Annotated in this window: 18 protein-coding genes; 3 read left to right on the top strand and 15 right to left on the bottom strand. The window is 59.9% G+C overall.

Annotated elements, in window-relative coordinates:
- Window positions 1-105 precede the first annotated feature (105 nt).
- On the bottom strand, window positions 106-2,460 hold the full coding sequence (locus NW805_RS05575; RefSeq protein ID WP_414421919.1) for a transglycosylase domain-containing protein: 2,355 nt from the start codon (window positions 2,458-2,460) through the stop codon (window positions 106-108).
- Window positions 2,461-2,463: 3 nt separating this feature from the next.
- Window positions 2,464-4,350, bottom strand: a complete 1,887-nt coding sequence (locus NW805_RS05580; RefSeq protein WP_414421920.1) for a serine/threonine-protein kinase — start codon at window positions 4,348-4,350, stop codon at window positions 2,464-2,466.
- A 131-nt stretch (window positions 4,351-4,481) separates the two neighbouring features.
- Here NW805_RS05580 and NW805_RS05585 point away from each other — a divergent pair, with 131 nt between their 5' ends.
- On the top strand, window positions 4,482-5,399 hold the full coding sequence (locus NW805_RS05585) for a histone deacetylase (RefSeq protein WP_414421921.1): 918 nt from the start codon (window positions 4,482-4,484) through the stop codon (window positions 5,397-5,399).
- A gap of 11 nt (window positions 5,400-5,410) precedes the next feature.
- Here the strand turns inward: NW805_RS05585 and NW805_RS05590 are convergent, their stop codons facing one another.
- The 12 genes from NW805_RS05590 to NW805_RS05645 form a co-directional block, all read right to left on the bottom strand.
- Window positions 5,411-6,130 (bottom strand): PP2C family protein-serine/threonine phosphatase, encoded by a 720-nt coding sequence (locus NW805_RS05590; protein WP_414421922.1) that lies wholly within the window; start codon window positions 6,128-6,130, stop codon window positions 5,411-5,413.
- Window positions 6,130-7,833: an ABC1 kinase family protein gene (locus NW805_RS05595; protein WP_414421923.1), complete on the bottom strand. Its 1,704-nt coding sequence runs from the start codon at window positions 7,831-7,833 to the stop codon at window positions 6,130-6,132. The genes NW805_RS05590 and NW805_RS05595 overlap by 1 nt, the downstream gene beginning before the upstream one ends.
- A gap of 29 nt (window positions 7,834-7,862) precedes the next feature.
- Entirely contained in the window at window positions 7,863-8,174 is a 312-nt protein-coding gene (locus NW805_RS05600) for a DUF6825 family protein (protein WP_414329408.1), read from the bottom strand.
- Window positions 8,175-8,316: 142 nt separating this feature from the next.
- The gene (locus tag NW805_RS05605; RefSeq protein ID WP_414343146.1) at window positions 8,317-9,042 is read right to left on the bottom strand and encodes a phycobilisome rod-core linker polypeptide; all 726 of its coding nucleotides are present in this window, start codon (window positions 9,040-9,042) and stop codon (window positions 8,317-8,319) included.
- Between the two features lie 58 nt (window positions 9,043-9,100).
- Complete coding sequence (locus NW805_RS05610; protein ID WP_414421924.1) at window positions 9,101-9,742, bottom strand: HEAT repeat domain-containing protein; 642 nt, start codon at window positions 9,740-9,742, stop codon at window positions 9,101-9,103.
- Between the two features lie 64 nt (window positions 9,743-9,806).
- Window positions 9,807-10,601, bottom strand: coding sequence for a HEAT repeat domain-containing protein (locus NW805_RS05615; protein ID WP_071818148.1), 795 nt, complete (start codon window positions 10,599-10,601; stop codon window positions 9,807-9,809).
- Window positions 10,602-10,650: 49 nt separating this feature from the next.
- Window positions 10,651-10,920: a phycobilisome linker polypeptide gene (locus NW805_RS05620; RefSeq protein WP_011432575.1), complete on the bottom strand. Its 270-nt coding sequence runs from the start codon at window positions 10,918-10,920 to the stop codon at window positions 10,651-10,653.
- A 315-nt stretch (window positions 10,921-11,235) separates the two neighbouring features.
- On the bottom strand, window positions 11,236-11,724 hold the full coding sequence (locus NW805_RS05625) for a phycocyanin subunit alpha (protein ID WP_011432574.1): 489 nt from the start codon (window positions 11,722-11,724) through the stop codon (window positions 11,236-11,238).
- Between the two features lie 145 nt (window positions 11,725-11,869).
- Window positions 11,870-12,391, bottom strand: a complete 522-nt coding sequence (locus NW805_RS05630) for a phycocyanin subunit beta (protein WP_414343171.1) — start codon at window positions 12,389-12,391, stop codon at window positions 11,870-11,872.
- A gap of 392 nt (window positions 12,392-12,783) precedes the next feature.
- Window positions 12,784-13,599, bottom strand: a complete 816-nt coding sequence (gene trpA, locus NW805_RS05635; protein WP_414421925.1) for a tryptophan synthase subunit alpha — start codon at window positions 13,597-13,599, stop codon at window positions 12,784-12,786.
- 61 nt (window positions 13,600-13,660) lie between these two features.
- Window positions 13,661-15,076 (bottom strand): ABC transporter substrate-binding protein, encoded by a 1,416-nt coding sequence (locus NW805_RS05640; protein ID WP_414421926.1) that lies wholly within the window; start codon window positions 15,074-15,076, stop codon window positions 13,661-13,663.
- Window positions 15,077-15,207: 131 nt separating this feature from the next.
- Entirely contained in the window at window positions 15,208-15,423 is a 216-nt protein-coding gene (locus NW805_RS05645) for a hypothetical protein (RefSeq protein WP_414421927.1), read from the bottom strand.
- A 28-nt stretch (window positions 15,424-15,451) separates the two neighbouring features.
- Between NW805_RS05645 and NW805_RS05650 the strand changes: the two genes are divergently transcribed.
- A complete protein-coding gene (locus NW805_RS05650; RefSeq protein WP_011432568.1) occupies window positions 15,452-16,300 on the top strand; it encodes a class I SAM-dependent methyltransferase in 849 nt (282 codons plus the stop codon).
- An 8-nt stretch (window positions 16,301-16,308) separates the two neighbouring features.
- Here the strand turns inward: NW805_RS05650 and NW805_RS05655 are convergent, their stop codons facing one another.
- Window positions 16,309-17,097 carry an amino acid ABC transporter ATP-binding protein gene (locus NW805_RS05655; protein WP_011432567.1) on the bottom strand — a complete coding sequence of 263 codons (789 nt, stop codon included), beginning with the start codon at window positions 17,095-17,097 and terminating at the stop codon, window positions 16,309-16,311.
- 263 nt (window positions 17,098-17,360) lie between these two features.
- Between NW805_RS05655 and NW805_RS05660 the strand changes: the two genes are divergently transcribed.
- Window positions 17,361-18,398 carry an amino acid ABC transporter substrate-binding protein gene (locus NW805_RS05660; protein WP_414421928.1) on the top strand — a complete coding sequence of 346 codons (1,038 nt, stop codon included), beginning with the start codon at window positions 17,361-17,363 and terminating at the stop codon, window positions 18,396-18,398.
- The last annotated feature ends 104 nt before the right edge of the window (window positions 18,399-18,502 follow it).

Here is an 18,502-nt window from a genome sequence, read left to right on the forward strand (position 1 = left end):
GCCAAACTGGTTATTAGGCATTTCTCACTTGGGATGCAGGAGAGTTTTCTGTCGGGTTGTCAGGATTTGGGGTTGCCAATTGCCAAGGCTGCTCTCGGAGTTGCTCTATTGAACCATCGTCAAACTATTGGTAATGACTTGTCTCATGTAATTTCCCCAAGTTTGAGCGGCTATGCTGCTGCTTCCTCGTGTTGGGCTAGAGTCATCATTGCCCAGCCAAATGCCGGTCACCAGGGGAGGGTTGGGCGTGTAGCCGATAAAGAGCAGATCCTTGTTGGCGGTGGTGGTGCCGGTTTTACCGGCTTCTCCAATGCCGAGCCGGGCAGCAGTGCCGGTGCCGGAGCTGATCACCCCTTGCAGTACGGCTGTCATCTGTTGGGCGACGGTTTCTGGCAGGACAAGTCGCTGAGAGCGGGGATCCTCCCGACCAGGGTAAATCTCACGGCAGGTGCGAAAGTCGTTGGGGTTGGCGCAATCGCTGCTATCCAAGATGCGGCGGATGGTGTGGGGCCTTGACCAAAGGCCACGATTGGCAAAAGGAGTGAAGGCTGCTGTCAACTCCAGCAAGTTCACCTCCATGGTGCCAATCACCATAGAAGGATAGGGTTGCAACGGCGATTGGATGCCCATTTGCCGCGCCATCGCCACCACTTGCTCTAGACCGACTTGTTGGGCCAACCGCAGGGCAATCACGTTTTCGGAGAGGATCAGGCCGCGGGCCAAATCCATAGAGGCCGCTCCCGAGCGACAGCCGCGAAAGGTGAGGTTGCCCCAGGTGAGGGGCTCGCAAGACAACACTTGGGAGAGAGGGATCCCCTGGGTGAGGGCAGCCGCATAGGTGAACACTTTGAAGGTGGAGCCCGGCTGCCTTTGAGCTTGGGTAGCCCGGTTGAAGGGGCTGGCGTTGTAGTCGATCCCGCCCACCAAAGCCAGCACTTCGCCGTTGCGGCTGTCGAGACTGACCAAAGCGCCTTGGCTGAAGCCCAAGCGGGATCCCGCCTCGCGCACAGTTTGGGCCAGGACTTGCTCTGCCAAACGCTGGTAGGGCAGATGCACCGTGGTTTCGATGATGAAGTTGCCCTCTGCCGAGAGGTCTTGGCCCAAGAGCTGCCGCAGCTCCTGGAAGACGGCACTGTAAAAGTAGGGAGCAACTGTCGAGGTTTGGGAGCGCAAATTGGGGTTGAGGGTGAGGCGACTGCGCCGGGCCCGCCGAATCTCCTCTTCGGGGAAGACTTTCAGCTCGCTCAGGCGATCCAAAACCCGATCCCGGCCTCGAACGGCGGCATCATAGTTGGCGACGGGGTTAAAGGCGTTGGGCGCGGGCAAAATGGCCGCTAAGGTCGCAGCTTCGGAAAGGCTGAGCTGGCGGCTTGGGATCCCGAAATAGAACTGGGCAGCAGTCTCAAAGCCGTAGATGCCGTTGCCCAGGTAAACATTGTTGAGGTAGAGAGCGAGGATTTCGTCTTTGCTGTAGCGCTGTTCCAGCTTCAGGGCAGCGACGGCCTCCCGCAGCTTGCGCCCGAAGGTGTTGCCGGAGCCGGTGTAGTCCCGCAGCACGGTGCGGGCCAGTTGTTGGCTGATGGAGCTGCCCCCCTGCTGCACTTCCCCCGAGCGCAGGTTCACCCAGAAGGCGCGGGCAATGCCCAGCAGATCCACCCCAAAGTGGGAGTAAAAGCGGTGATCTTCAGCGGCGACCACCACCTTGGGCAGAATTGGGCCAAAAGCTTCTAGGTTGGGCAGCTCCCGGTAGGTGTCCCCCTGATGGCGGCGCAGCTCCGTCTGCTGATCCCCGGCCAGGACGATCAGGGGGTTGCGATCTGCGGAGAGGGGCGGTTCCACTGAGAACTTGCTCCACTCATGGCCGATCCAAATCCTTGCCCCCAGCCCCAAGACTACCATCAGGATGAGGCAGCCGCGCACCCCATACACCTGTGGTGGGGGTGGATCCAGCACCTCTATGGCCACGCTCTCCGGATCCCGAGGCGGGCCAAGGCTCAGTTGCTGGCCATGCCGCAAGATCACCCGGCGCACCCGCTCGACACCACCGAAGGGTTTGAGGCGGAAAACGCCGTTGGTCGAGTCTTGATCTTCTAGCTGGTAGCGACCGGCATTCCACCCCAGCCAGTAGAGAATAGGGGGCAACGGGATCCGCCAACCCAGACCGGGCAGGCGCCAATCCGGGCGGGGACGGATGTGGGCGTGGAGATGGCTCACCGCGGGGGCAGGGATGCGAATGGTGGCCACCGTCTGGCTGCGACCGAGAATGTCGGATCCCTTCAGGGCAACCACCTGGGGGGGCTCTCCTGGGCAGGTAATCCGCAGGCGCACCGGGCGCTTGGGGGGAGGAGGTTCGGGGGGTTTGAGGAGAGCTGTAGGCCCGATAGGGAAGGGCCTCGCCAGAGTTTTGAAGAGGCGAGCGACGGTGCTCAACAGCGGCTTTTTGTCTTCAGAAGCAGACATGGCTCAGTCCCCCCGCAATTCGCGCGCACGGCGCAGCAGCTCCTGCATGGTCTGGCCGGGACGAGGGCCGCCTGCTGCTGAATTGAGGTTACGGGCCTTGGGAGGCCGGGCAACGGGGGCAGCCGGGGGTAGGGTGGGAGAGGAGGGAGAAGGTGGTGGAGCACCGCTGGGCAGCGTGGGATCCCAGAGGGCCATGTAAAGGTGACCTTGGGCGCTGCGCTCGATCACGCCGGCCCAGGGGCCAACGCGGAATTGCACTCGCCCGGAACGTCCCTCGCGCACAGCCTGCAGTTCTCGCTGCAGTTGAGCAGGCAAGGGGGCTTGCAGCATATCCTCCAAGAGGCCTTCCACTTGCGGGGTGGGTACGCCAGCGGTGACGGTGGCTTCGGTTTGCCGCAGGGCCAGGCTGGATTCGTCGTAGGTGAGGCCCAAGTCCACCCCGCCAAAGCGGTACAGGTCGTACACGGTATTGGGCCAAGCGCCCTGCCCCTGCTGGCTGGGGGATCCCAGGCTGGCTCGTACCGTCTCGCGGGAAGTCTCCAAGGGAAAGGCGCGAAACACCAGCTCGCTCCTGTTGTAGGGTTCCAGCTCCGGCGCGGGATCCCGCCGTCCGTTCTGCTCTGAAGCCAAAACAAGGGGCTCAGGGACAAGCTCCGCAGGCATAGGATGGGCATTCTCTGGGGCAATGGGATCTTCCACTGCCGGACGAGATCCTGGCCCGGAAACACGGGGGGCCGAGGGGCGCTGCAGCAACTGTCCCCATTGCCAACTCACCAAAACCCAGCCCAGCAGCCCGCCCATCAGAAAGGGAATCAGGCGCACCCAAAGCAGGGATCCCCCGTTCCCGACCTCGGCGACCGCCGTCAGGGGCCTGAGCCGCAGAGTACCGGCTGTAACCAAGGACGGCGCAGCGGCAGGGAGACCTCCAGAAAGTGGGCCAGAGGCAGCCTCTTCCGACGAGGCGACTGGGACCTGAGGGGCAATAGATCCCCGTGCTCTGGCTTGAATGTGCTCCAGCTCCGCCAACACATTGGCCACCGACTGCGGGCGGGCGGCAGGATCTTTGGCCAGGCAACCGAGGATCAAGTCAGACAAACCGGCGGGCAGCGGAAACTTCAGTCCCCAGTCTTCTAGAGGGATGGGCCGGTGCTTGTGGTGGGCCTGGTACCAGCCCGGGAAAGATTCGGTGGTGGGCTTGAGGGGCATCTCCCCGGACACCATCTGGTACAGCATGATCCCGAAGCTGTAGATGTCGGAACGGACGTCCAGCGGCAACCCTTCCAGCTGTTCTGGGGAAGAATAGGCCAGCGTTCCCAGGTAGGCATGGGTAAAGCTCAAAGATTCATGGCTATTGAGCAGCTTGGCAATGCCGAAATCCACCAGCTTCGCCAGTTCCCCAAAACTGTCATCGGCCACCACGATCACATTGGCCGGCTTCAAATCGCGGTGGATCACCTGCACCCGTTGCCCTTCCATGAGGATCCCCTCGTGGGCTGCTTTCAACCCCAAGCCAATTTGACGGGCCAGCCGGAAGAAGCGCTCCAAAGGCAAAGCCCCTGCGGCCAGAATATCCTTGAGGGTTTGGCCGTTCAGGTATTCCATCACATAGAAAGGCACCTCATCGGGGGTAAGGCCATAGTCATTGACTTTGACAATGTGCAGGCTTTTTTGGCCCAAAGCCGCGCAGGCTTTCGCTTCCCGTTCAAAGCGCAGGCGGGTGCGCCGATCCATTGCCGGCTGGGAAAGCAGCTTGACAGCCACTTCCACCCCACCAAAGAGCAAATCTTGAGCCAAATAGACTCGCCCCATGCCCCCCTGTCCCAGCAGATGTACAAGTCGATAACGCTGAGCCAAGAGGCGACCCAAAAAGGGATCCGACGCAGTAAACATAGGGAATCGCGGCGGTACGGAGAACAGGTTTGCAAGAGTCTCGAAGGGATCCGGCAGGAGCGGGCTACCTCTACCATAAGCACTGGAGCCGTCATAGGCCATGCTCGCCGCCGTCAATCCAGTTGCCCTTGATGTCTTTGCCAATTGTTTACCACCCCGACTACAGTGCCCCCCTGCCGCCGGGCCATCGCTTTCCCATGCCGAAATTTCGCCTCTTGCAAGAGCTGCTGCTGCGGGAAGGGGTGATCCGCCCCCAGCAAGTGCACCACCCTGAGCTGCCCCCTCTCGCCTGGATTGAGTCGGTACATACCCCTGAGTACGTCAGGGCCTACTGTGAGGGATCCCTGGAAGCCAAATTGCAGCGGCGCATCGGCCTGCCCTGGAGCCCGGAGCTGGTGCAGCGCACCTGTCGAGCGGTGGGGGGCACCATCCTGACCGCCCAATTGGCCCTGCGCCACGGCCTGGCCTGCAACACCGCCGGCGGCACCCACCATGCCTTCCCCGCCTACGGCTCCGGCTTTTGTATCTTCAACGACCTGGCCATTGCCGCCCAAGTCCTGCTGCAGCAAGGGCTGGTGCAAAGGCTCTTGATCGTGGATCTGGATGTCCATCAAGGAGATGGCACTGCTTGGATCTTTCGCTCCGAGCCGCGGGTGTTCACCTTTTCCATGCACTGCGAGGCCAACTTCCCCGCCACCAAGCAGCAGAGCGACCTGGACGTGCCCCTGCCAGTAGGCATGGAAGATGAAGCCTATCTCCAGACTTTGGCCGACCACTTGCCCGATCTGTTGGCTCAGGTGCGCCCTGACCTGGTGCTCTACGATGCCGGTGTGGATCCCCACGAGGAAGATCTCCTGGGCAAGCTGGCCCTTAGCGACCAGGGCCTGTTTCGGCGGGACATGCAAGTGCTAAACACTTGTCTAAAGCAGGGCTATCCTGTCGCCTGCGTCATCGGCGGCGGCTACGGCAAAGACCTCAACTGCCTCGTGTATCGCCACTCCCTGCTGCACCGGGCTGCCAGCGAAGTGTACCGCCAATACCGTCTCTAGCCGGGGGCAAACTAGGCGTATTCGGCAATCACCACCGTGATGTTGTCTCGCCCGCCCCGCTCTTTGGCCGCTTCGATGAGTTTTAGAGGAAGCTGCTCCAAATCTTCCACCTGCAGGCAGTACTCGATGATCACTTCGTCGTCTAACTCCTCCGTCAGGCCGTCGCTACACAACAGCAGGCGATCCCCCGGACGCACGGTAATCGGCTGCACAGAAGGCGGCCCCGCATCAGGCCGGCCCAGGCAGCGCTCGAGAATATGTCGCCAGGGGTGAATCCGGGCCTGCTCGTAGGTCAACTCCCCCAGTCGAATGGAGCGGGCCACCAAGGTGTGATCCTCGGTCATTTGCTGCATTTCGGATCCCCGTAGGCGATAGAGGCGAGAATCGCCAATGTGAGCACTCCAGCAGTTGCCCTTGGGATCCACCATGGCCACCACCACCGTAGTGCCCATGTCTGCCCGCTCTGGATTTTCCCGCTGATCCTTGAGGATGGCACTGTTGGCTGCTTCTACGGCTTCGCTGAGCAACCGGGGTGCCGGCACGTTTTTCCAGCCTCGATCCAGATATTCTCGGATGGTCTCGACAGCCAACAGGCTGGCTGTAGCCCCGGCAGCATGTCCTCCCATACCATCGGCAACAATAAAGTAGCGCCCCTCTGGATCGCAGTAGTAGGCATCTTGATTGCTGCTGCGGAGCTTGCCGGGATCCGTAGCGCAGGCATATCGTCGCATCACATCAATCGCTCTGACCGATTCAACCTTAAGAGTACTCTGATTAAAGCAAGAGCAGCGAGGGCAGCCAAAACCAAAGTGATAACCGTTAAGGTAGCATGTCCGGCCAAAAAGAGCTGAGTTGCGCTCAAAAAAAAGGCCGCAAACAACACCCCGTAAATGACTCCCAGCCCGGTGTTGTTCAGCTTGCGCAGCAAGCGCTCCGTCTCGCTGGATCGCACCCGCAGGCGTAGCTCCCCTTGTTCTATCTTGCTCAAGGTCGACTCGATCCGGCGCGGCAAGCTGAGGCTGCTGCTGGTGAACTCAGCCGCTTGACGGCCAACCTGGGCCAAGAGGGTCTCAGTCTTGCTTCCGTTTAAACTCATCAGCTCTTCCGCAAAGGGTTTGGCCACCTCCATAAAGTCGAACTCCGGATCCAACCCTTTCCCCAATCCCTCCAGCGTGGTCAGGGCCCGCATCACAAAAGTAAAGGTAGCCGGAAAGCGAAACGGCTGATCGTAGGCCAGCTCGTAAAGGTCTTCGCTAATGGCCGCCACCGAGATTTCTCCCGAGTTGCCGGAAAAGGGTTTGTCCATAAAGTGATCCAGCATGTACTGCACCGAGCGGCGCACCGGAGCCAGATCGGCGGTGGGCACCAGCACCCCCAGTTCCACCAGCGAGGCCACCACCTGATCGGCATTTTTGGAGACTACACCTGCCAGCGTGCCCATCAGCTTTTCTTTCACATCGGAGGGCAGGCGGCCCATCATGCCGAAGTCGTAGAAGATCAGCGTGCCATCGGGCTTCACGGCAATGTTGCCGGGGTGGGGATCGGCGTGAAAAAAACCATCCTTGAGCAGTTGCCGCAGATAAGCCTCTGCCCCCAGACGAGCCAAAACCTTGCGATCCAACCCTGCCGCACTCAAGGCTTCGTAATCGCTGATTTTGATCCCCGGCAGGTATTCCAATGTCAACAGGCGAGGAGAGGTGTAACGCCAATACACTTTGGGAACAGCAATTTGCGGCATATCCCGAAAGTTGCGACGGAAGGTATCGGCATTGCGGCCCTCATTGAGGTAATCCACCTCTTCCCAGAGGGTGCGCCGACACTCTTCGTAGATGCCGATCCAGTCGCGGCCCGGCCCGCCCCAAGAGGTGCGATACTGAAAGAACTCGGCAATCCCACGGCAGATCTCCAAATCGATGGTGAACAGCCGGGTCAGCCCCGGACGCTGCACCTTCACCCCCACCTCTTCCCCGGTTTTCAGCTTGGCGCGATGCACCTGCCCCAAGCTGGCAGCGGCCAAAGGGGTGGGATCAAAGTAGCTGTAGATTTGGGTTATCGGCCTGCCCAGCTCCTGCTGCACAATTGCCGCCACCTGTTCGTAGCTGAAAGCAGGCACCCGATCCTGCAGCTTGGAGAGCTCCTCGACATATTCCGAGGGAAAGAGATCGGCGCGGGTGGAGAAAAACTGCCCCACTTTAATAAAAGTAGGGCCTAAGTTAAGCAGCGTTTCGCGGATCCAAATGGCTCTGGCCCGGCGGCGCTGGGCCTTTCGCTCGGGCGTGGGTTGTCCCCCATAGCTCCAAGCCTGCTGATCCAGCCAAAGGTAAAACAGCCAGGTGAGCACAAATCGCCAAATGTCCAGCATGCGGCCCTGGCGAGTATAGTTCTCCCGGGCCCAGCGGTAGGCGGTATAGGGCTTGACGGGTTGTGATCCCAAAGAAGTCCGGGATCCCAAAAGGCTCGCGTTCAAGCGTTTCGACTCCGGTACTTCTGCAACTCGGAGCGCAGCTGCGCCACTTCCGCCCGCAAGTCGTCCAGAGTTGCCTGCAAATCTTCTGTCTGGAAAGGAGGCGGCACCCTTTCCTGGGCGGCCACGGATGCTTCTGCCTCAGCTCGGGTCATGACATCCTGGGCAAAGGTTTGCCAGCCCTCCTGCAGCTCGGCCCACACCTTGCCCACTTCTCCGGCAATATCGGTGAGGGCGCTTTCCAAACGCTCCCGTAGGACATCCGCCACAGCCTTGCCGACAAAAAAAGCCCGCACAACCGGATTCTTCATGCGACCCAAGTGTTAAGAAGCATCACCAGGATTATAACGAATCTTGCCCCAGGCACAGCGGCAGGCCGACCCATCCGAACAGCCTCGGATCGATCGGCCCGGCAGAGCCCGCAAAGGGTTGTCCCCGGAAGCTTGCCCAGTCCTAGCGGCGGTTGGTGGTCATGTCAGGGATCTTCAGATCGAAGACGCTGATGTTTTGCCGTGCAGCCGGCTTGGGATTGAGCATGCGGGCCATGTTGAGGAAGTTTTCTGGATCCCCGGGTTTGGGAGGACGGGTGAGACGATAGGTGCGCACCACTTCCCGCGTCGAGCGCTTCACGCCGGAGACATCGCGCCAACGAGCTCCATAGCGGGGGGTTACCAGGTTGGCGGGCTTTTCCGACAGGCGACGGCGTTGGTAAGGCACCACATCGTCCCCAAAGGCGGCATTGTACTCTTCGCTATCCACCACGGCATCGATGAAGCCATCTAGCCCCTTGGTGGCAACGATGATGGAGTACTTGATGCGCTCCTGTTGGCTGTAGGTGGGCCGACCCAAAAAGCGCTGGAAGGTGACCTCGATGAAGCGGTAGTTGTCGTTGGGAACCATGACCAGATCCCGGTACACCTCCGACTTGCCCAGGCCGCGCACAAACTCTTTGACCGAGATTGCCCCGTTGCGCAATTGGGACTCCAGAGCTTTTTGCCGATAACTCTCCAGCATCAGATGCTCGCTGAAGATCTGGCGATAGGCGGCGCGAATGATGTTGTCAATTCCTGTCGGGTCGTCAGGACGGTAGACCGGCGGGGTTTCGTCGCTGGCTACAAAGTAGCGAGGCACCCGTTCATTTTGGGTGGTGGGGCGATCGGCAAGCAACGGAAGGGACATAGATGGTGCTCCTAAAAAAACGAGAAAAACTTAAGAAAAACACGGTAGGGCAGGGAAGCTAAGGCTCAGCAGCCAATTCCTGCCAGCTCATCTGGGCGCGGAGAGGGATCAGAGGATCGGCATCTTCCAGGGCCATCTGGAGCGCAGCCTCGACTGAGGGGCGCAGAGATTGTTCACCCTGGCGAGCCAAGTCCGTCAGGGATCCGACGGCGGCATAGCGGACTCCCCAATCGGCATCGGCAAGGCATTGCCGCAACAGGTGCAAGGCTCGCTCTTGATCGGGCAAGGGCCGCTTGGCAGCCACCCGTCCCAGCCCGCGGGTCGCCGCCCGCCGTACACTGGGGGCAAAGTCCGCCACAATGGCTTCCGCCAAAAAGGGGTAGGCATCCCCATGGCCAATACGGGCCAGAGCCCGCACCGAATAGGCCCGCGCCCCATAGTCAAAACCGTCAATATGGCTCAGCAAGGGCTGCACCGCGGCTTCCCCAAAGCGCAGCACCTCCTCCAGAGCAGCCTCCCCAACTGCAGGGCGATTAAACCCAAAGGCGCGAATTAAGATGGGGATCCCTTCCACTTGGCCCAAAGCGCCCAGCGCCCTCACCACCCGCAACAATTCCTCAGGCGACGTGGCCTGCTCCAATTCTGCTGCCAGTTGAGCCACAGCAATGGGAAACGCTTGAGCAGCCGAGGCGGAGGACATAGGCAACGAATAGTCAAAGGTACACTTGAAACCGCTGATCAAAGGCACTGAGCGCCTCAGGATCCTAGAAGAGCTTCTCCAGTTGCGGCAGGATCACCGCCGTCACCTGAGCCAGCGGCACCCACCCCAACTGAAGCGCCACATCGAACAGCCGCTTCAGAGCATTGATGCGCAGGTTGAGAGCCACGTCGGCTGTGGCCAGCAGCGGCGCCCCCGCCACCCATCCCGATTCGGCCAGGTCGAACAAAGCGGCCTGTCGTAGGCTGGAGTTGGAGTGGGCCAGTAGCGCCACCAGGATTTGGGTCAGCTCCTCGGCTTGCGTAAAGCGATAGAGCACCCAAGCCGCTGCCGAACGCACCCGCTCAGAGGGATGGTTCAAAAAGGGCCGGATCGCTGCCTCAGCCTCGGTGGCCTGAAGCTGACCCAAGGCCTCGATAAGGGCTTCCCAGGGCTGCTCCTGCTCGCGGGACTGCAACAGTGCCAGCAAGGGATCCACCGCTCGCTTGTCCCCCAATTGAGCCAAGGCATAGGCAGCCTCTTCCCGCACATGAAAGTCGGTACAAGTGAGCGCCTCGATCAAACCGGGCACGGCCCGCGCATCCCCGATTTGCCCCAGGGCCTTAGCGGCATTGCGGCGCAGAGGATAGCCCCCCAAGGCAGTGCGATCCCGCTCATCCTGCAACGCCAAAAGCAGCGGCTCTACCCCCCTTGGATCCCGAACTGTGCCCAGGTACCAGGCAGCATAGTACCGATCTTGCAAGTCATCCCCCTGCAGCCGGGCTATCGCCTGCTCCCAAGTGAGCTGCTGCGGCAGCACCGCCGTGTTGGATGCCATACGAACCGTTGCAGAGCTGTTCATGACACCTGGGCAACCTTGCCGGTAACTTCAGTCGGCCGTCGGGCCTCCCTCACTCAGCAGCGCCGTTGCCCTGAGCGGGAGAGGCATTGGCTCCTGACAAGGCAGTGACCTGCACAATTTTGCCACCCATCCGTAGAATGCGCTGCATCTCGGCAGACAACCGACTGTAGGGAACGGTGGTGCTCAGGGTGCTGCGGCGAACTTTGGCAGAGGTGGCCAGAGCATCGGGCGGGTTGAGCAGACCGGTGTACTCAACTCGGTAAACCCGGCTGCCGGCTTCTGTCAGGGCTTCAGGGCTGGTGGTGCTTTGACCAAACATCGCTTTCCCCAGGTATCTATGAGACTTCGTTTGGAAGACAGGCAAACTGACCAGCGAACAAGCCGTACCGGCTATTCTCGCGAACCAGCACGCTGCCGTTGGGCAATGCCTACAATCCAAAGGCTAACTACCCCAGACTGGAGAGCAGGCGACCAACCCAACCGGCTTAAGAGAAGCCAAGGCGCCAAACCAACCTGGAAACAGGTGGAATAGACCTCTTTGGAGCCGTCGCCTGCTCTGGAGAGACACACAATTGGAAGACAAAGAAAGAGATCGTCCACTCCCAACAAGCAGGGATCTCTGCCCTGGGATTCCCTAGCTGAGGGCGTTGATGGCGTAATCGAAGTAGATGGCAGCTTCGTTGGCCGCTTGACCGCTCAGCATGCCCAGAGCGCGGCTCTTCATGTACTGCAGAGCCACGATGTACCAGCTGGGAGAGAGGTTAAAGGAGCGGTTCACTTCCCGCAGTCCGGCCACCAGGTATTCATCGAGGGGGCCGGTGCCACCTGCAACCAGGGAATAGGTGATGAAGCGGAGGTAGTAGCCGATGTCGCGGGCACACTTGGCTTGAAACACATCGCCGTGGCCCATTTCACCCGGCTGAGTCAGGTAAGGGAACCTCTTGAACACTTCCTGCACCGCTTCCCGCACCAGGGTTTGCTGATTGTTGGTTAGGACACGGGCCGCTTCCAGAGAAGCAGCAGCACGCTGGTAACGACCATTCACGGCCTGCAGTTCGCTGGCATTCAGAAAACGCCCTTGATTGTCAGCGGCAGCAATCGCTTCAGTGATGACAGTTTTCACCTTGCAGCTCCTAAATTCATCGATTGTGTTGTTAATGGACGTTCTGTAGGAAAGGCGGACTGGATTTCCACCTGCCTATCAGAAATGAGGGATCTAACGGATCTCAATTCTGAAAGGAACGACCAAGCTGGCTTCGACCCAAAGCTCAAACGATGGCGGCAGCCGCCTTATCGAAGTAGCTGGCCACTTCGCTTTGCAGCGCCGAGCAGTCCCCAGGAGTGATGCCCTTCGGATCCATGATCTTGGCCAGCGCTTCCTTCTTCATAGCAGCAATGGCATTGGCCACAGAAGTGGTGGGCACCCCCAGAGCAATGTAGGTTTCCCGCAGGCCGTTCAGGCAGCGATCTTCCAGCACAGAGCTATCCCCGGCCAAGGTGGCATAGGTGATGTAGCGCAGGATGATCTCCATGTCCCGTAGGCAGGCAGCCATGCGGCGGTTGGTGTAGGCATTGCCGCCGGGAGCGATCAGATCTGGCTCTTGAGCAAACAAAGAGCGAGCTGCATTGGTTACGATTTGGGCGGCATTGCTGGTCATGCGGTTGACAGCATCTAGGCGCTTGTTGCCCTCTGCCACCAAAGCCGCCAAACGGTCAAAGTCTTGGTCACTTAAAAAGGCACCGCGTGCATCTGCCTGAGCGATCACCCGGGTAAAGGCGTCTTGCATGATGGATCTCCTTCTGGTCTTTCCAAAAAGCGATGAGCGACTGGCTGAACCTCCCAAAAGCCGAATCCCAAGCTTTTTTGCGGGATCCTCTTTGACCCCCAAAAATCAAGGATTCCGTGGCAGCAGACCCCCCACCGAACCCCTAAATTTTTAGATAGGTCAAGAACCTCTGCGACTTTCAGACAGCCGAGCATCCAGCCTAATTTTATATCGCGGGATGGATGAGTGTTTTGTGAAGATTTGCAAACCTACCAACCCCAAAATGTCTGCCTAGGCTGGGATCCCTGGACTATGGGGCGCAGCAGGGGGGAAATGGGTCTGCGGGCTGGCTCACAAAATGTAAACATTTGTTTTGAGATGGAAGCAGTCTGAGTGGGCACCTTCCTGAACAGAAGTTAACACTCTGGAGTGGTCACCTCTTGCAGGGCCGCTTTGAGGGCTCGACAAAAGTGAGCTATTTGTTGCAGTCCTTCTTCAGGCGTGGGGGCTTTGGCCAGCCGTTGCACAAATGCGCTGCCCACAATCGCCGCATCTGCTCCCCAGAGAGCGATCTGGCGGGCCTGGTCGGGAGTGGAGATGCCGAAGCCCACCCCAATCGGCAGGGGGGTTTGTTGGCGCAGTTGCTGCAGCAAAGCCGGGATCCGCTTTTCCAGGGTGGCCCGTTCGCCGGTAACGCCGGTGGTGCTGACCAAGTAGACAAAGCCACTGGACTGCTGGGCAATGCGGCGCATGCGCTCCGGGGGGCTGGTAGGTGCCACCAGCAGGATGAGGTCGATCCCTTCGGCCTGGGCTGCTTGTCGCAGGGATCCCGCCTCTTCCAGAGGCAGATCGGGGACGACCAAACCGGCACAGCCGGCCTGCTGCAGTTGATGCAGAAAGTTGGGGATGCCGAGCTGGTGGATGGGGTTGTAGTAGGTGAACAGGATCAGGGGGGCCTGCAGAGAGAGGCGGCGCAAGCCTTGTAGAATGGCGCCCAAAGTGACTCCCCGGCTGAGGGCGCGGGTGGCTGCCGCTTGGATCACCGGCCCATCCGCCAAGGGATCCGAGTAGGGTACCCCCAGCTCGATAAAATCGGCGCCGCTCTGATCCAGAACCTGCAAAGCCTCAAAGGTGGTTTCCAAGTTGGGATCCCCAGCGGTGAGGTAGGGGATGAGGGCTTTTTCACCACGGCTGCGCAGCGCCTGAAAGCAGGCTGTGATCCGAGTGGGCATGGGATCCATTCGATTCTGAGGAGATTGAGAGCATCCCCCACTGTAGCGTCTGCCGGGATCCCTAGGGGAGAGGCACAAAATCGTAGCCGGTACCGGAGCGGTTGCCGGGCTCAACCCGCACCAGCACATGGGGAGCATTGCGGTCGCCGGAGGGCAAGAAGCGCACTTCTCCGGAAGCGCCGTCCGGCAAGCGGAAGTTCGGGTCGCCCAGGGCGGCGAGAACAGCGCTGCGGCTGGGGGATCCCTGCTGGATGGCTCGCAAAAAAGCCCGGGTGGCGTCGTAGGCCAGAGCGGTGCGCCAGCTCACCTGCCCTCCCCAGAGCTGGGCTGCCTTCTGGGCAAACTCGCGGTTGCGCGGCACCTGGGGATGCCAGGGTACCGCCACCACCAAGCCCTCTACCGCTGCTCCCCCTTCTTGCAATGTGGTGAGGCTGAAGAGCACATCGCCGCCCAGAAGAGCAAGGGGCTTACCAGCTACAGCGTTCTCGCGGGCTACGGCCAGCGCTTTTTCGGCTACGGAAGCCGTGGGAGCTAAAAAAGCTACCTGAGCTCCTTGGCCGACGGCCCTTTGCAGGCTGGCTTGGGGGTTGAAGTCCGACGCCGATAAGTCGAACTCCGCCAGCACGATGCCCCCTTCGCTGGTCAGGGTGGAGGCAAAGGCATCGCGCAAGCTGGAGCTGTAGGCGCTGTTGGGGTTGTAGAAGATGGCCACCCTTTGCAACCGCAACGTGTTGAGAGCATAACGGGCCAGTTGCGTGCCGGCCACTTGATCCGAGGGCACGGTGCGAAAAATGGCATCCCCCAGCATGCTGATGCGGGTGCTGGTGGAGGTGGAGGAGATCATGGCCAAGCCGGCAGGCTGATAAACCTCGGCTGCAGCCAGGGTGGCATCGCTGGTGTTATGGCCAATCACCCCCAAGATCTCAGGCTGCGCCACCAGGGCTCTGGCCACCGCTGCTGCTCGCTCAGGGTTATCGCCATCGTCGGCAATCACTACCCGCAGCAGCCGTCCTCCGATTCCCCCCTGTTGGAAAAGCTCCTCCTGAGCTTGCGCCACCCCGCGCAGGGTCTCTTTGGCGCGGTTGGGGTTGCTGGAGATGGGCACCACCACCGCCAGGCTCAAGGGACTGCCCTGCTGCTGGGCACGGGCATTGTTCAAGAAAATGCGAGCTTCCGGGTCGTTGCGGTTGCTTTGCAGCCCCATCTCCAACACCGAGATGGCCGCGCTGAGGTTACCTTGGCGCAACAGCTCTGCAGCGGCAACGGCAGCGGGACTGCTATCGGCAAACAAGGTGCGCTCGCCGCTGGTCAGGAGCAGATCTTGTGCTCCACCCCCCAACCCTGGCAGCGATACTGGCGGTAGAGAAATGCCTTCCGGCCAGCGAACATAGCCCGCCTGCCAAGCGCGATGACCGCCCCAGAGTAGCAATAGCCCCAAGGCAATGTAGACAATGGGTGGTGGAGACTTGGCAACCATATATAGAGAGAGAAAACGCTAGCTTTTGGCCAGCAAAGACACTGCTTGTATCCTCAGGAATCCTCAAAAGTCATCTTTCCAAGGATCTCTAAGGATCTCCGACTATGCATCAGCATGAGTGCGGGAGTATGTCACGGATCGGGACGGTAGGAAGGGCTGTTGCGGTATTGGCGCTCTAGCTGCTCCACAATGGAAATGGGAACGGATGAGGTCTCGGAGGGCTCTTCTGGCGAGGTGCCGATCTGTGTCTCGGTCTCCACATTGAACTGCCGAGATGTTGCCCAAACCACTGCTGCAATCAGCAAAAGGACGATAGCGGCACCGTAAAGAAGGGCGACGATGGCCATCGGGTCAATGGTTTAGCTTTCCCCTTCCATGATAAAGGCTGTCGAGAATTACCCACTTCAGGATCCCTTAGAGCAAGCCCTATGGGACTGGCACCGAGGAGAGGCCAAGGGATCCCTGCTCTTGCATGCCTACGGCCTGGAGGGGATCCCGTTGGCGGAAGAGCCCCAGGTGGTCTCCCCAGAGGTGTTCTTCACCCAGGAGCTGCCGGAGGTGGAGGCCATGGCTTTGGATCTATGCCGCGGTCGGGTGCTGGACATCGGCGCCGGCACGGGCCGCCACAGCCTGCTGCTGCAGGAGGAAGGATTGGCCGTGGCTGCCTTGGATCGCTCCCCGGTGGCGTTGCAGATCATGGCAGAGCGGGGGGTGCGCTGCCGCATTGCCGCCGATCTTTTCCACTGGGCGGGGCCAGGAGAGCCCTTCGATACCCTACTCCTGCTGATGAACGGCGTCGGCTTGGCGGGATCCCTGTCGGGCTTGGAGCGTTTTTTGCGCCTGGCTCGCCACTGGGTTCAGCCCACTGGCCAGTTGCTCCTGGATTCCACCGATTTGAGCGATGCCAGCGACCTCGCAGATCTGCGGAATCTGCCGGCAGAAGAGGGAGGGCGTTTAGAAAACTTGGAAGATCCCTCTGGCAAGCTGGCCGCTCCTGCCCACCTCGAAGCAGGTGGCTCAGAAGATTGGCAGGAAGGGAGCGAGGCAAAAGCCAAGGTAGTGAACTTTGTAGCCGAGTACAACGGCCAGCGGGGGGATCCCTTTCCCTGGCTATTTGTAGATCCGGAAACCCTGCTGCAGTGTGCCCACGCCAACGGCTGGCAGGGGCAGATTGTCTATCAAGAGCCGGAGGGGGCTTTTCTGGCACGCCTCACCCCCTTCTGAAGGACTCGCTAGTGGGAAAGGATCTGGGATAAAAACAGGCGGGAGCGCTCTTCTTTCGGATTGCTGAAAAACTCTTGGGGGGTGTTTTCCTCCACGATCTTGCCGCGGTCGAAGAAGATAATCCGATCCGCCACCTCGCGGGCAAAGCCCATCTCGTGGGTTACACACACCATGGTCATCCCCGAGCGGGCCAACTCCCGCATCACGTCCAGCACCTCCTTGATCATCTCTGGATCCAAGGCCGAGGTGGGCTCATCGAAGAGCATCACCGCCGGATTCATGGCCAAGGCGCGGGCAATCGCCACCCGCTGCTGCTGCCCCCCCGAAAGTTGCCCCGGGTATTTTTCTGCTTGCTCGGCGATCCCCACGCGGCTTAGCAGTTCCATAGCCCGCTCTATCGCCTCACTTTTTTTCATCTTTTTCACGTGGATTGGGCCAAGGGTTACATTTTGCAAAACCGTGAGATGGGGAAACAGGTTGAACTGTTGAAAAACCATGCCCACCTCGCGGCGAATGGCATCGATGTTGCGCAGGTCGCTGGTTAGCTCAATGCCATCTACCACAATGCGCCCTCTCTGGTGTTCTTCTAAGCGGTTCAACGTGCGAATAAACGTGGACTTGCCCGAACCTGAAGGCCCACAGACCACCACCACCTCTCCGCGGCGGATGCGGGTGGTAATGCCCTTGAGGACGTGGAAATCGCCGTACCATTTGTGAACATCTTCGCATTGGATAATGTCAGCGCTGGCTGCACTTTGCGGAGAGAGTGAAGACCTTATGTGCGGGGATCCTTGCATGGGTGGGTGACTCCCTAAGTTTCACCAAAGCAGGCATGGGTACCATGGCAGAACTGGCCGAGCCACAACCGTAGCCTCTGCAACATTTCCATACGCCCTGACATGTAAGGCTTTGAGAAAATCGTAGGCGCCTATGGCAAACCATTCTATGGGGTGTGGGGTGTGGCAGGAGTGTAACCCAATGGCACGGTATCTCGGTTGAAGTGCCGTGTATGAACGACTGTTGACGACGAAGATCTTGAGGATTGACATGGGGTAATTTTATGAACTGGATAAAGCATTTGAACGGATTGGCTCCCTTGGCCGGGGCACTGGCGTTGTCTATGGGCCTGCAGTCCCTTCCCGCTTGGGCGCAGCTGGGGCCGCTCACCGACCGCATCAAGGCTCGGGGCGAGTTGATCTGTGGGGTAAACAACCAACTGCCCGGATTCGGCAACCTGGATGACCAAGGCAAGTATGTGGGTTTTGATATCGACATCTGCCGGGCGGTAGCTGCCGCTCTCTTTGGAGATCCGGACAAGGTTCGATACGTCTACCTGACGGCGGCCAATCGCCAGTCTGCGATTCAGTCGGGCGAGGTCGATATGATTAGCCGCAACACCACCTGGACCCTCACCCGGGATCGCGAGTGGGCGGTGACCTTCGGCCCCACCACCTACTACGACGGCCAAGGATTTATGGTGCGGAAGTCGCTGGGGGTGGAAAAGCTGGAAGACCTGAACGGGGCCACCATCTGTGTGATTGCCGGCACCACCACCGAGCTGAACTTGGCGGATACCTTCCGCGCCCGTGGCATTGCCTTTACGCCAGTAACCTTCGACGGCGATGATTCCTCTTTCAACGCCTACGAAGAGGGCCGTTGCGATGCCATCACCAGCGACCAAAGCGCCCTCATCTCCCGCCGGGCCAGCTTGGCTTCTCCCGACGACCACGTGATCTTGCCGGAGGTGATCTCCAAAGAGCCCTTGGGGCCGCTGGTTCCCCACGGAGATGAGAGTTTCTCCGTCATTATGAACTGGACGGTCTACGCCCTCTTCTATGCAGAAGAAAAGGGGATCACCAGCGCCAATGTGGACGAGTTCCTCAAGTCCGAGGATCCCGACATTCGCCGCTTCTTGGGCCAGGAAGGCAACCTGGGAGAGCTGCTGGGCCTGAAGCCGGATTGGGTGGTCAATGTCATCAAGGCGGTGGGCAACTACGGCGAGATCTTCAACCGCCACCTGACCCCCTTGGGCGTGCCGCGGGGCTTGAACCAGCCCTACACCAAAGGTGGGATCCAGTACGCGCCGCCTTTCCGCTAATCGCAAATCCGGGAGCCATCGCCCCCCCTGGGACAGGGATCTCGGTTGGTCAGTACCAGCCAGGGATCCCTTGTTTCCTGTCATACTTTGGATTGTTGCCTGCG

The organism is Synechococcus sp. W60.1 (genome assembly GCF_047461575.1).
Taxonomy (GTDB): Bacteria; Cyanobacteriota; Cyanobacteriia; order Thermostichales; family Thermostichaceae; genus Thermostichus.